This is a genomic window from Humidesulfovibrio mexicanus, from assembly GCF_900188225.1.
In the GTDB taxonomy this organism is placed as follows: domain Bacteria; phylum Desulfobacterota; class Desulfovibrionia; order Desulfovibrionales; family Desulfovibrionaceae; genus Humidesulfovibrio; species Humidesulfovibrio mexicanus.
Map to the genome: position 1 here is coordinate 745621 of NZ_FZOC01000001.1, position 12831 is coordinate 758451.

Consider the following 12831-nt stretch of genomic DNA (forward strand, 5'->3'; position numbering starts at 1 on the left):
AGCGTCCAGAACGCAAACACCCGATGGAGGACGCCATGGTTCCGCTGCTTTCAGAACTGGTCCGGTTTCTGCGCTACCTTGTCACCCCGGAGACCGAGTTGGCCGCCGTGCGCTACGATGGCGCGGCCGCAGGCGCGGCCAAGGCCGGACTGTGGATGCTGGTGGCGGTGCTGACGGGCATCGGCCTGGCGCGGCTTTTGGGCGCCGGAGCGTAAGGGCGAAACAAACTCCCCCCTCTGTGCCGCCAGCGGGCTCCAGGGGGTATTCCCCTGCCCGCTTGTGCAGCTTCACGCGCCGCCCGCACGCCAATGCCCCGCAGGGGACGCGAAAAACGCCGCCGCGCGGCCTGTCAGCCCGCGCCCCCGTTTCCCCCGGAGCCCAGCCCCGCCCTGTGGGCGATAAGCTCGGCGTTGATGCTCACGGCGATCTCCTCCGGGGTCTCGGCCCCGATGGCGAGCCCGATGGGGCAATGCACGCGCGCCAAATCCGCATCGCTGAAGCCCTCTTCGCGCAGACGCTCATAAACGGCCTTGCGCTTGCGCAGAGAGCCGATCATGCCGATGTACCCCGACGGCGTGCGCAGGGCCTGGGCCAACACCTGGGCATCGAACATGTGCCCCCGCGTGACGATGACCACCGAGACCTCCGGCCCCTGCGGCAGCCCGTCGAAGCAATCGTCCAGTGAAGGCCGCACCATGGTTTCGGCCCAGGGAAAGCGCTCGGCGTTGGCGAACTCGGGCCGGTCGTCGATGACGGTGACGGCGAACCCGCACAGGGCCGCCATTTGCGCCGTGGGCCGCGACACGTGCCCCGCGCCGAAGATGAGGAGCTGCGGCGGCGCGGCAAGGGGCTCCAGGGCATAGGCCTGCCCCTGATGCTTGAGCACCACGGGCGCGCTGGCCCTCTGCGCCGCGGCAAGGGCCGCTGCGGCAAGCCCGTCGTCCTGGTCCGCACCGGCCGGGTTCAGCAGCGCGGACGGCCCGCCGCCGAGCGGGGTCAGGCGCAGACGGCGGCCCCCACGGGCAAGGGCATGGGCAAGCTCGCGGAACAGGGGCAGGTCGTCCGGGGCCAGGCGCTCCAGGAACACGCGCAACCGCCCCCCGCAGATCATGTCCGACCCGGCGGCCAGTTCGTTGGTAAGGTCGAAGTCCTCCACGCGGCGCTGACCATCGGCCAACACCTGCGCGCCCAAACCGATCACCTGCGCCTCCACCACGCCGCCGCCCACGGTGCCCGCAAGGATGCGCGCGCCGCCCCGGTCATCGGCCTCAAGCAGCATCCGGCTTCCGGCGGAACGCGGGGTGCTGCCCTGGTGGGTCAATATGGTGGCCTGGACAAGGTTCTGGCCACGCTCCAGCGCGTGGACCAGAGGTTTCAGAATCCCGTTCATGCCCTGCGTTCTCCTTTGCGTATCTGGACAATGGTCCCGCCCGGCCCGATCCTGCCCGGCACGCGGCCCAGCCTCCCCAGCGGACTGCCACACGGGCAGGGGCCGGAGAGCCAGCACGCGGCGTCGCCCGTGCGGTAGCGCACAAGGGGCATGGCCCGCTCGCCCAGGGTCGTGACCAGAATTTCCCCCACCGCCCCCAGCGGCAAGAGCGCGCCGCTTCCAGGGGCGGCGATCTCCACCAGCACATCGGCCTCGCGCAGATGATAACCCGAGTGGGCGGCGCATTCAACGCCTCCGCCATAGCCGGTTTCGGTCATGCCCCAATGGTCGAAGACCTCGCAGCCCCAGGCGGCCTGCAATTCGGCGCGCAAATCCCCGGGCAGGGGCTCGGCGCTGGAAAGCACGGCGCGCACAATCCCGAACGCCTGTGACGGCAAGGCCAACAAAGCGCGGAGTTGGGTGGGCGCGGCCACAAGACAGGTGACGCCGTGCGCGGCCATGAACTCCGGCAGCTCCGCAGGGGCCCAGGGCTCCGGCGGGAGCACGGCGCGCGCCCCGATGCCCGGCAGCGCACGAACCAGCAGATCCGCAACCCCCCACTCCCGGCGGCCGGGCAGCAGCACCAGGACCGCGTCGCCCGGCCCGGCTAATGTACCCATGCCCACGGCGAAAAAGTCGATGGTCCGCGCCAGGTCGGCACGGGAAAATGACAAGCGCTTGGGCGGCCCGCTGGAACCCGAAGTCGGCAGGCTCACCACGCGCTCCACCTCGTCCTGGCTCACGGTGAGCAGGCCCGGCTGGGCAAGATCCGCGGCCTCCATGCGCGGCAGCACGGCCAAATCCGAAGGCCCGCGCAGGGCGTCCAGGTCAACGCCCGCAAGACGTGCCGCATGAAAGGGACTGGCTTGCCGCGCCCAGGCGAGGGTGCGCCGCAACTCGGCCATCCGCCAGGCTTGGACGGCTTCCGGAGCAAGACGCTCCAGGCCCATGCGCCCGGCCAGCCAGGCATCCAGCGGGCTGCGCCTCATGCGCCGCGCCCCCGGTACAGCGTCGTGCCGTCCACGGCGGTCAGGTTATAGAGGCAGAAGGGAACAAGCCTGCCGTCCGGGGCCTGGGTGTGGATGCAGCAGCCGCGCACCCGCTCCAGGTCCAGTGTCCAGGCGTCCTGAAAAGCCATGCAGGACACGCTGAAGCGCTTGTCCGCCCCCCGGTTGGCCAGAAAACGCTCGAGATCATCGCGCGCGGGCGCGGCGAGCGGCGCGGCGGCGGCGGCCCACTGCCGGGCCACGCTGGCCTTGGCCTGGCGCGCGCCCTCGGCCGCGGACGGGACCGCCAGCGGCGACAGGGGCGAGCCCGCGCCGCAGCAGCCGCCTTCGGCAAGGGGAACCAGCGCGCCGTCCCGCACGGCGTACCGGGCGCTGAAGGAACAGCGCTCGTGCTCGCAGCCTGGGGGATGGAAATCCTCTGCCCGGAGCATCCCGCCGCTCTGCTCCACCAGCAGGGTCAGCACCTCCGGCAGGGTCAGGCGGCGCGACTCATCCATGCCCAGCGCAAAACGGCCAAAACCCGAAGCGGGCTGGAAATGCACCCCGCGCACCACAGGCGACCGCGACAGGCCCAGGCGCAGGATGTCGCCCAGGGCATGGTCGTTGACCCCGCGCAGCAGCGTGGGCACCAGCACCACGCCAAGACCTGCCCGGCCGCAGGCGTCCAGCGCGCGGAGCTTTTCGGCCAGAAGCGGCCTGCCGCGCAGGATTGCGCAGGCCTCGTCCGGGCCGTCGAACTGCAAAAACACGGACTGCAACCCGGCCTGGGCCAGGCGTTCGGCATAGCCCGGTTCCCGCGCGAGGCGCAGGCCGTTGGTGTTCACCTGCACCAGGCCGAAGCCCAGAGGCCGCGCCGCGGCGACGATCTCAGGCAGGTCGTCGCGGCAGGTGGGCTCGCCGCCGGAAAGCTGCAGATTGCAGCCACCGGCCACGCGGCGCAGCTCGGCCAGGCGCGCCGCCAGCTCCGGAACCGAAGGCTCGGACATGGCCTGTAGAGCCCCGGGCGCTTCGGCCCCAGGCGCTTGGGGCTCGGACGCATCCTTGCCGGATGACGCGTAGCACACGGGGCAACACAGATTGCAGCGGCCCGTCACCTCCACAACGCCGGTGCAGGTGTGCTGGGCGTGCTCCGGACACAGGCCGCAGTCAAAGGGGCAGCCGCGCTCCACGCCGGTGCTGCACACGGGCGGAGCCGATGGCGTCTTGGGCCGCCGCCAGGACTCGAAGGCAGGCGCACCGCGCCAAATCACCGCCTCTGCCGGGCCGTGCTCCGGACAATGGCGCAGCAGCCACACGGCGTCGCCCCGGCGCACGCGCCGGGCGGGCAGACGGCGCAGGCACACCGGGCACAAGGCCTCGGTCTCGGAAAGCACGTCCTGCGCGGCGGCTTCAGGCATCGCGGCCCTCGGCCACGTCCAGGCCATGCCCGGCCAGAATGCCCACGATGCGCGCCCAGGACTCGGCCAGCAACGCGCCGCAGCGGGCCATGTCCGGCCGTCCGGAGTCGTCGCCCAGGATGTCCGCGCAGGCGCTGCCGCCGTACTCGCCACGGGTGCGCTCCACAAACCAGTCCACGAATTCCGCGCGCGCCAAGTCCGCCCGCTCCAGCGGGAACTCCTCCGCCCTGCCCTTGCCGAAGTACAGCCCCAGCACGCAGGCCCCGCCGGTCACGATGCCGCACGCCCCGCAGCCGGATCCGGAGCAGGCACCCAGGCCGTTGCACAACCCGCCAAGGGCGCGGATGAGCTCCGGGTTCTCGCGCCCTTGCGCGCGCAGGGCCAGCAGGCCCATGATCTGGCTGCAGCAAAAGCCTTGGCCCGCCAGGGGCAGAATATCCATGAGCGTCTCGTCCATGCCGTCCTCCTCGCCTTACGCCCGCACACGCGCAAGACACAAGAAATAGCCGGGCCGGGCCAGTTCGGGACCGCCGCCCGAAACGCACCCGCAGCCCCGCCCGAGTCCAAGTTCGGCCAAGGGCAGGCCCGCCAGCACCAGCCGCCCGGCCAGCTCGGCCAGCAGCCGGGAGTGGTCCTCGAACACCAAGGGCGCTAAACCCGCCGCAGCCAGAAGCGCCGCAATGTCCCCGACGGGCAGCGCACCGGCCAGGCAGCCCGCCCCGGTGGCGCAAGCCCCCTTGCCGCGCAGATACAGATCGCTCAGGATCAGCACGCCGCCCGGCTTGAGCACCCGCGCACACTCGGCCAGCACGGCCTGGGCCGCACCTGTCACGGAGAGCACGCACTCGCAGAACACCGCATCCAGGCTTCCACCCGCCAGGGGGAGCCGCTGCGCCACCGCCCGCAACGGCAGAACGTCACGCCCCCACGCGCCGGGCGGGCAATCCGGGGCCGGGTCCAGGGCCAGCACCGTATGGCCGCACTCGGCCAGCAGCCGGGCCGTGGCCCCGCGCCCGCAGCCGAGGTCGGCCACGCGGGCCGCGTGGGGCAGCCCGGCCAGCTCAAGGGCCCGCAGGGTCAAGGTCAGTCCGCCGGGCCGCAGGGTCTCGCCCGCCACGGCGCGGAAGTCCGGCCGGGCGAAAAGGGGCCGCGCCGCCGCGCCGGGGCTCACTTGTCCTCCAGAAGCTGCTCCACCTCGAACATACGCCCCAGGGCCAGATCCTCGGGCACCAGGGTTTGGCCGCAGGCCGGACAGCTTAACAGCGAAATGGTGAACACGCTGCCCAGATAGCTGGCCACCACCGGGCTGGGCGCGAGTTCTTGGCCGCAGGCCGCGCAGGTCCACGAGCCGGATGCGGGCACATAGGTCTGGTCCACGCGGTTCACCACCGCGCCGGACTGCGCCGGGGCCTCCTGCACGCCGCCGGCGCCGGGCACGATCATGCGGTGGCTCCAGGCGTTGGTGAGCCGCAAGTGCCCGTCCTCCGACGCGAACTCCGCCCAGAAGGTCACCCGCCGGGGGCGGAACGACGCCAGCATCCGCCCGGAATCGACATCCAGCAGCAGGCGCTTCCCGGCCTCGCGCACGGCGCGGCGCAGCTCCGGCACAAGGATGCGCCGCTCCTCCAGCCGCGCCAGCAGCTCCGGCGGCACAAGCAGTTCCGGCAGCGAGGCATCCGCCTGCGGCTCCTCGCCCCAGAGCTCGCGCAGCAGCTCCTGCTTGAGCGCCGCGCGGGCCTCCACACGGCCGGAGTAGCCGGGGCCGGGGGTTGCCGCGGGATCGCCGCCCTGTGCCGCCGCCGGGCCGGGAAACACGAAGTCCAGCAGGTGCCAGGTGCGCTTGCCCGTGGCGGCCAGCCGGTCGCGGCACATGGCGCAGCAGGCCAGATAGTCCAGCGGACTGCGGTCGGCGCGGCCCTGGGCCACGGCCTTGCCCAGCGGGGCGTCCACCTGGGCCATAAGCCCGCCGAAGCCGCAGCATTCGGCCAGCTCCCCGGAAAGCGGCAACTCGTCCACCGCCACGCCCAAGGCCGAGGCCACGGCGCGCGCGCCCGCGCGATAGCCCGCATCGTCGCGGGCGGTGCAGGGGTCGTGCAGGGCCAGGGGCGCGGCAGGCACGGCCGGGCGCGGTTCCGGCAGAGGCAACGCGGCCAGGGTCTCCCACAGGGACACGGCCGCAAGGCCCGGCGCGGCGGCCTGGAACAGGGGCCCGCGCAGCATGGACAGGCAGCCCGAGCAGGCGGCGATGACGCGCGGTTGTCCAAGCGCCCGCCACTGGTCCGCGAACTCCCGCGCGGCCTGGCGGGACAGCTCCTCCTGGCCCGCCCAGTGCGCCGGAATGCCGCAGCAGCGCAGCATGAGCCCCACCCCGCCCGAAAGCTCGCGGCGCAGCAGCGCATAGGCGCTTTTCACATGGTGCGGGTGCGATGCGGCCAGCTGGCAACCCGGGAAAAAAACAGCGGCGCAGGTTCCGGTCTCCGGGTCGGGCCGGGACAGGGCCGCGTCCGGCCCGCAGGCCTGGGCCATGTCCTCCAGGGCGAACTCGTGGGCGGACTGGGGCATGACCCCGCGCGCCACCATGTCCTGCCGGGCCGTGAGGCAGAGCTCGGCCATGGCGAAATGTTCCGGGCAGACGCGCTCGCACAGGCCGCACAAGCTGCACGAGTTGACGAGCGTGTTCGCCAGGTGCTGTCCCTTGACGATGGCCGCGTTGTTGTAGATCTGCCGGGCGTAGACCTTGGGATAGGCCTTGTGCTTGGAAAGAAAGGCGCAGATCCGCACGCACTCCAGGCATTGACACTGGAGGCAGCGCGCGGCCTCGCGCACGGCCTCGGCGGCGTCGTAGTCCGCCCCTGCCGGAACGATGCGCGCCAGCGGCTCCACGCCCGCCATGCTGGTGAACAGCCGCGTCTGCGCCACGCCTTCCTTCTCGCGCGAGGCGGTGAGCGAGGCCCCGGACAGCCAGCGGTCCATGGAGGACGCGGTCCGTCTGCCGTCTGCAGCGGCGTCGATGCAGCGGATGCGGCCCGCCCCGTCCGGCCAGCCGCCCAGGAACACTCCCTCGCCGCCATCCGCAGCGGCCAGGGTCACGGGGTCCACGTCCGCGCGGGCGGGATACCCCGCCCCGAATCGCGCGGCGAGGCCGTACTCCAGAAACACGGCCCGGCCCTGGGCCAGAGCCTCGCGCGGCAGGGCCTCCAACGCGGCCGCATCGCCGGAGGTCTCGTCCAGCGCCAGTCCCAGGGACTTCAGCGTGGCCAATTCGGCCTCCAGCGCCTCGGGCGGGAGGATGGCGGCGGACAATTCGGCCAAGTCGCCGAACAGCGGCTGGCCCAGGGTGTGCAGGCCGACGCCGTACCCTTTTTTCAGCAAATCCCAGGCGCAGGTGAGCGCCGCCACGCCGCAGCCCAGCACCAGGGCGGACTTGCCCCGGCCGGGCAAACGCATGGGCCGGGGGCCGGGTTTGCCGTGCAGCATGGCGAAGCGCTCCAGCCGCCCGATGCCAACGGCGTCACCGGCCTCGCGCCGCTTGCAGGCGGCCTCGCACGGGGCCTCGCACACCCGGCCCAGCACGCCGGGCAGGGGCAGCGTGCGTTCCAGCACCTTGCGCGCGCCGTCCGCATCGCCTTTGGCGAGAAACCCCACGAAGGCGCGAGCGTCCACCCGCAGGGGGCAGGCGGCCTGGCAGAAGGGCGGCTCCTCCTGGATGCAGCGGCTTTCCCACTGGCGCAAGGTCTGCTGGTCCATGGCTCCTCCGGCGCAAACGATGCGGGGCGGACGCGGGCAACACTCCCACGCCCGCCCCGGTTGGGGTCACAGGTTCACGCGGCTACGCGCCCTTGGCCTTGAGCGCGGCCAGCACCTTCTCCGGGTAGGCGGGAAGATGGGTGATGCGCACGCCGCAGGCGTTGTAGATGGCGTTGATGATGGCCGCGTGCGGGGCGGCCAGGGGCATCTCGCCCACGCCGGAGGCGCCGAAGGGGCCGTCGGGACGCGGGGTCTCCACGTAGATGATCTCGATCTCGTCGGGGATGTCCTTGATGTAGGGTACGCCGGCCCCGGCCATGGTGGCGTGCTTCTTCAGGTCCTCGTAGTCCTCCGAGAGGGCCAGGCCAACGCCCTGGGCCAGGCCGCCGTAGATCTGGCCGTCGGTCACCAGGCGGTTGTTCACCTTGCCGATGTCGGACACGATGGCCATCTTCTCCACGGTGGTCTTGCCGGTGGCCAGCTCCACGGCGACCTCCATGAGGTATACGCCGTACATGTAGCAGCAGAAGGGCCTGCCCTGGCCGCCCTCCCCGCACTCCGTGGCCGGGGCGGTCCACTTGCCGCGCACCTTGGTCTCGATGCCCGCGGCCTTCATCTCGTCATAGCTGCGGAAGCTCCCGTCGGGCTTCTTCATGGCGGCGAGCAGGTTCTCGCAGGCCACCTTGATGGCCTGGCCGGTGACGACCTGGGAGCGGCTGCCGCCCGCCGGGCCGGAGTTTGGAGCCTTGCTGGTGTCGTTCAGCACCAGGTTGATCCGCTCCGGGGCGAGCTTCAGCGGCAGCAGGGCCTCGTGCGCGGTGCCCAGCGTGCCCGCGTCCGCGCCCTGGCCGTGGTCCTCCCAGCAGTTGTAGATGGTCACGCTGCCGTCGGGCATGAGCTCGGCATCGGCCTCGGAGGAGTCCGGGCCGTCCAGGCCGGAGCCGTACACGCCGATGGCCACGCCCACGCCGCGCTTCACGGCGTCGGTGCTTGCGGCCTTGGCGCGCTTCTTGGCCTCTTCGTACTTTGGCCGGATGATGTCGATCATCCCCGGCAGGCTGTACACTTCGGGCTCCTGGCCGGTGGGGGTGGTGGAACCCTTGCGGTAGACGTTGGCATACCGCAGTTCAAGGGGATCCATGCCGAGCTTTTCGGCCAGCTCGTCCATGAGCACCTCGGAGGGGAACTCGATCTCCGGCGCGCCGTAGCCGCGGAAGGCGGAGCCCCAGGCGTGGTTGGTGCACACGGTGCGGCCCTCGCCGCGGATGTTCGGGATGTCGTAACCGGCCGCGCAGAACTGCGCGCCGCGCAGGGTCAAGAGGTCGCCGAACTCGGAGTACGGGCCGTGGTCGCAGGTCCAGTCGCTCTCCATGGCCAAGAGCTTGCCGCTCTTGTCGGCCGCGTACTTCAGCCGCGTCCAGAAGGGCGAACGCTTGCCGGTGTAGTGCTGCTGCTGCTGGTAGTCGTAGCGCAGATGCACGGGACGGCCTGTGGCCAGGGCGGCCACGCCCACAAGCGCCTCCATGGTGGGGCTGAACTTGTAGCCGAAGGTGCCGCCGGTGGGGTTCTGCACCATGACGAGCTTTTCAGGCTCGATGCCCAGGCCCGGGGCGATCATGTACAGGTGCAGGTGCAGGCCGATGGACTTGGAGTGGATGACCAGCTTGCCCTCTTCGTCCTGGTAGGCGAAGCCCACGTCCGGCTCGATGGGCAGGTGCGGCTGGCGCTGGGTGTAGAACTCGTCCTCGACCGTGACCACGTCCGGGCGGGCGAAGATGGGCGCGGTTTCGCCGCCCTTGGCCACGGGCTGGGTGTAGTAGATGTTCGGCGTGCCGGGATGGATCTCGATGGCGTCCTCGGCCATGGCGGCGGGGGCGCTCATGTAGGCGGGCAGTTCCTCCAGGTCAACCTTGACCTTGTCCGCTGCGGCGCGGGCGTTCTTCTCGGAATCCGCGCAGACGATGGCGATGGCGTCGCCGTACTGGAAGATCTTCTCATCCGCCAGGATGGGGCGGTCCCAGCCGTCGCCCTTGTTGGTGGGGAAGGTGATGAGCCCGGTGATGCGGTTCTTGCCCTTGACATCCTTGGCGGTGAGCACGCTGTGCACGCCGGGCATCTTGAGCGCCTCGGAGGCGTCCACGCCCTTCAGGTTGGCGTGGGAAACCGGAGACTGCACCAGGGCCAGGTGCAGGGTGTTCTTGGGCATCTTGTGGGCCAGGTCCGCGCCGAAGTCCCAGGTGCCGGTGACCTTGGCCAAAGCGCTGGGCCGCGGGTACTTGCTGCCCCAGATGCGGCTGTCGGCCGGCATCTTGAAGTGCAGGTCCTCGACCTTGATCTCGCCGCGCAACACGCGGGCGGCATCCATCACGGCGTCCACCAGGGGCTTATAGCCGGTGCAGCGGCAGACGTTCTTGTGCTTCTGGAACCAGTCGCGCACGTCATCGCGGCTGGGGCTCTTGTTCTCGTCCAACAGAGCCTTTGCGGAGATGATGAAGCCCGGCGAGCAGAAGCCGCACTGGGCCGCGCCGTGGACCATCCAGGCCACCTGGATGGGGTGCAGGGCGTCCTTCTCGGCGATGCCCTCGACCGTGGTGATGATGGAGCCGTCGGGCACGCGCTTCATTTTGGTGATGCAGGAGCGCACCACCTTGCCGTTCATGATGACGCTGCACGCGCCGCACTGGCCCTGTCCGCAGCCGACCTTGACCCCGGTGAGCATGAGCTGCCCGCGCAGCACATCGGCCAGGGTGTCGTCCGGGTCGGCCACAAGGGGTTGGGGGATCCCGTTGATGTTCAGCACCAGCTTGAGCATGAGCTTCCTCCTTGCCGTTCAGGCGTTGTTGACCGAAACAGGGCGCGGGCGGCGGCGGGTCCGCAGTGGACCGCAGCTACGCCCCCTTGCCGAATGGACACATGGGGAACCGGCACTCGGCGCACGCGGAGCAGTATCCGCCGTGGCCCAGAGCCGCGATGTCGGAACGGGAAAGGCGGTCCCCGGCCAGAAGCCGCGGCACCACAAGATCGAAAACGCTGGACTTGTAGTACATGACGCAGCCGGGCAGCCCCAGGATGGGCGTTTTGCCAAGGTAGCCGAGAAGGAACATGGCCCCCGGCAGCACCGGCGCGCCGTAGCAGACCACCTCGGCCCCGGCCTTGCGGATGGCGGCGGGGGTGCGGTCGTCCGGGTCCACGCTCATGCCGCCGGTCACGACGATGAAATCCGCCCCAAGGTCCAGCAGGGCCCGGATGGCGTTCACCGTCATGTCCTCGTCGTCGGACACGAGCAGCTGCCGGACGACATCGCTCCCCAACTGCGCGAACTTGGCGCGCAAAACCGGGCCAAAGCCGTCCTCGATGCGTCCTTTGAACACCTCGCTGCCGGTGGTGACCATGCCCACGCGGGCGCGCCGCAGGGGCCGCACTTCGACAATGGGGCCGCCGCCCGGAACCGGGGCGCACAGCTCCTCCACCCGGCGGACCTTGTGCTCCTCGATGACCAGCGGGGTGATATGCGCGCCCGCCAGATTCTGGCCTTTCCTGACCATCTGGTTGTTGTGCAGGGTGGAGAGCACCAGATCGTCCATGCCGTTGAGCAGGCGCAGACGGTCGGCGTCCACCTTGAGCAGGCCGTCCAGGGCGGCGGACAAGGTGACCTTGCCTTCGCCCGGGGGGCCCATGAGCACTCCGGGGCCGCTTACGGCGCGGGCAACCCGCGTGGCGGCCTCTTCCTCGTGCACCAGGCCCTCGGCCAGATCAAAAACGTAGAGGTGTTCCTTGCCAAGCTGCAACAGCGCGGGCACGTCCTCCGGCCGGACAATGTGCCCCTTGCGGAACAAGGCACGCTTGCACTGGCCGGGTACTATCTGGGTGATGTCGTGGCAAAGGACTGCGCCAACGGAGTCGGAGACGGGGAGTTCGAGCATTCGCGTGGCCCAACCCATGCGTTTCCCCTTTGCCGCGCCAGGGGGTGCGCGGCCTGTCATGCGAACGTTTGAGGAATGTTCCTACTCGCAAGCAAGAGCTTCTACTGGCACGAATTGTGTCAAGAAAGACATAGCATGTCAAACTCCTGCCGCAACTTTTTAGGAACTTTTCTCTTTTTTTGTTTCTTCTCTCCTGCTTGGGAGTTGGAGTGGATTAAGATTGCGTAGGCAAGAAAAAACGCGACCGCGCCCCGGCAAATGGATGCGGGGCGCGGTCGGCGAAGCGTGGATGCAAACGGGCTGGGAGCGAGGCGGGACACGCCCGCGCGCTCCGCTCCGGACCCGGTCAGTGACCCTAGAAGTTGCTCCAGGGGTGCAGGGCCATGGGCACAAAGCCCTCCTTGCGCGCGTGGAGCTCCAGCGGCAGCATGGTCAGCGCGGCCACGTCCGGGTCCGGCACGTCCACCAGCTCCCCGCCATCAAGGCAGAGAACGAAACTTTTGCAGCGCTTGCAGGCGTCCACGCGCTCAAAGGGGCGCTCCGGGGCGCTCAGCACCACGAGCTCGTCCGGCTCCTCGCAGCCGCAGGCCGGGCAGGACACACGCTTATGCGTCCACTCCGTGGCGCAGCAGGAACAACGCAAGAAGCGCCGCCCGCCGTGGGACTTGATGAACGTGTCGTCGTCGCCGCTTTTGCGCAGCACGCTCATGTTGGGCGCGCCGCCGCACACCGGGCAATGGGCCTGATTCCAGGGCAGGTCCTTCACCAGGGGCAGCAGGCTCACGGCCTGGCGCTCGATGAACGGCCGGACAAGCTCCGCCGCGGCGAAGGCAAGGGCCTCGGCGCTGACGCCGGGAACCTGGACCTTGCCGCCGAACGCCGCATCCGCCACTTTCCGCGCGGGCACGGCACCTGAGGCCAGGGCCTCGCCCAGGGCCGAAAACTCGCGCGCCATGGCCGGGAAGCTGGCCGACATCACCGGCAACAGCGTTTGCGCAGCCGCGGGCAGGCGCGAACTCATGTCCTGAAAGCCCCGGTCCGCAAGAATGAACACCCCCTGACTGAAACGCTCCGGGTCCACGAGGGGCTTGCGGCCGCGCCAGCCCGAGGCCTTGGCCCGCAGCTCCGCCCGGCAGGCGAAAAGCGGCCCAAAGGCGTCGAGAAGGGAGGCCATGGCCGGAATATCCGCCTTGGCGCGGGCAAGCGCCAGATTGATTCCGCGCGGGGTTGGCGTGGCGTTGGTGGGGGCGGTCTGCATATGCTGCTCCTTGGGCGTTTGGAAGGCTGGATATGGTGGGCGGGGCCGCCCGGCTCTGGAGTACCAGACG

General features: G+C 70.2%; 10 protein-coding genes. 1 reads left to right on the top strand and 9 read right to left on the bottom strand.

Features of this window, described 5'->3' with window-relative positions:
- The first annotated feature begins 35 nt into the window (after nucleotides 1-35).
- Nucleotides 36-215 carry a hypothetical protein gene (locus CHB73_RS03570; protein ID WP_089272126.1) on the top strand — a complete coding sequence of 60 codons (180 nt, stop codon included), beginning with the start codon at nucleotides 36-38 and terminating at the stop codon, nucleotides 213-215.
- Nucleotides 216-349: 134 nt separating this feature from the next.
- Here CHB73_RS03570 and CHB73_RS03575 read toward each other — a convergent pair whose 3' ends face one another.
- From CHB73_RS03575 to CHB73_RS03615, 9 genes are all read right to left on the bottom strand, one after another.
- A complete protein-coding gene (locus CHB73_RS03575) occupies nucleotides 350-1390 on the bottom strand; it encodes an XdhC family aldehyde oxidoreductase maturation factor (protein ID WP_089272128.1) in 1041 nt (346 codons plus the stop codon).
- Complete coding sequence (locus CHB73_RS03580) at nucleotides 1387-2418, bottom strand: DVU_1553 family AMP-dependent CoA ligase (protein WP_089272130.1); 1032 nt, start codon at nucleotides 2416-2418, stop codon at nucleotides 1387-1389. The genes CHB73_RS03575 and CHB73_RS03580 overlap by 4 nt, the downstream gene beginning before the upstream one ends.
- Nucleotides 2415-3833 carry a radical SAM (seleno)protein TrsS gene (gene trsS, locus CHB73_RS03585; protein WP_089272132.1) on the bottom strand — a complete coding sequence of 473 codons (1419 nt, stop codon included), beginning with the start codon at nucleotides 3831-3833 and terminating at the stop codon, nucleotides 2415-2417. The genes CHB73_RS03580 and trsS overlap by 4 nt, the downstream gene beginning before the upstream one ends.
- The gene (locus CHB73_RS03590) at nucleotides 3826-4290 is read right to left on the bottom strand and encodes a DVU_1555 family C-GCAxxG-C-C protein (RefSeq protein ID WP_089272134.1); all 465 of its coding nucleotides are present in this window, start codon (nucleotides 4288-4290) and stop codon (nucleotides 3826-3828) included. The genes trsS and CHB73_RS03590 overlap by 8 nt, the downstream gene beginning before the upstream one ends.
- A 15-nt stretch (nucleotides 4291-4305) precedes the next feature.
- Nucleotides 4306-5004, bottom strand: coding sequence for a DVU_1556 family methyltransferase (trsM, locus tag CHB73_RS03595; protein ID WP_089272136.1), 699 nt, complete (start codon nucleotides 5002-5004; stop codon nucleotides 4306-4308).
- Complete coding sequence (locus CHB73_RS03600) at nucleotides 5001-7580, bottom strand: pyridine nucleotide-disulfide oxidoreductase/dicluster-binding protein (RefSeq protein ID WP_089272138.1); 2580 nt, start codon at nucleotides 7578-7580, stop codon at nucleotides 5001-5003. Before CHB73_RS03600 ends, trsM begins: the two co-directional genes overlap by 4 nt.
- Nucleotides 7581-7662: 82 nt before the next feature.
- Nucleotides 7663-10392: a molybdopterin-dependent aldehyde oxidoreductase gene (locus CHB73_RS03605; protein ID WP_089272140.1), complete on the bottom strand. Its 2730-nt coding sequence runs from the start codon at nucleotides 10390-10392 to the stop codon at nucleotides 7663-7665.
- A 76-nt stretch (nucleotides 10393-10468) separates the two neighbouring features.
- Nucleotides 10469-11503, bottom strand: coding sequence for a molybdopterin-binding protein (locus CHB73_RS03610; protein WP_089272275.1), 1035 nt, complete (start codon nucleotides 11501-11503; stop codon nucleotides 10469-10471).
- Nucleotides 11504-11858: 355 nt separating this feature from the next.
- Nucleotides 11859-12761 carry a formate dehydrogenase accessory protein FdhE gene (locus CHB73_RS03615; protein ID WP_089272142.1) on the bottom strand — a complete coding sequence of 301 codons (903 nt, stop codon included), beginning with the start codon at nucleotides 12759-12761 and terminating at the stop codon, nucleotides 11859-11861.
- Nucleotides 12762-12831 lie beyond the last annotated feature (70 nt).

Bases quoted from the DNA above. Each gene is read 5' to 3' on its own strand.
- CHB73_RS03580 (WP_089272130.1), bottom strand. From the start codon at position 2,418: ATGAGGCGCAGCCCGCTGGATGCCTGGCTGGCCGGGCGCATGGGCCTG.
- CHB73_RS03610 (WP_089272275.1), bottom strand. From the start codon at position 11,503: ATGCTCGAACTCCCCGTCTCCGACTCCGTTGGCGCAGTCCTTTGCCAC.
- CHB73_RS03570 (WP_089272126.1), top strand. From the start codon at position 36: ATGGTTCCGCTGCTTTCAGAACTGGTCCGGTTTCTGCGCTACCTTGTC.
- CHB73_RS03575 (WP_089272128.1), bottom strand. From the start codon at position 1,390: ATGAACGGGATTCTGAAACCTCTGGTCCACGCGCTGGAGCGTGGCCAG.
- CHB73_RS03590 (WP_089272134.1), bottom strand. From the start codon at position 4,290: ATGGACGAGACGCTCATGGATATTCTGCCCCTGGCGGGCCAAGGCTTT.
- CHB73_RS03600 (WP_089272138.1), bottom strand. From the start codon at position 7,580: ATGGACCAGCAGACCTTGCGCCAGTGGGAAAGCCGCTGCATCCAGGAG.
- CHB73_RS03605 (WP_089272140.1), bottom strand. From the start codon at position 10,392: ATGCTCAAGCTGGTGCTGAACATCAACGGGATCCCCCAACCCCTTGTG.
- CHB73_RS03615 (WP_089272142.1), bottom strand. From the start codon at position 12,761: ATGCAGACCGCCCCCACCAACGCCACGCCAACCCCGCGCGGAATCAAT.
- trsS (WP_089272132.1), bottom strand. From the start codon at position 3,833: ATGCCTGAAGCCGCCGCGCAGGACGTGCTTTCCGAGACCGAGGCCTTG.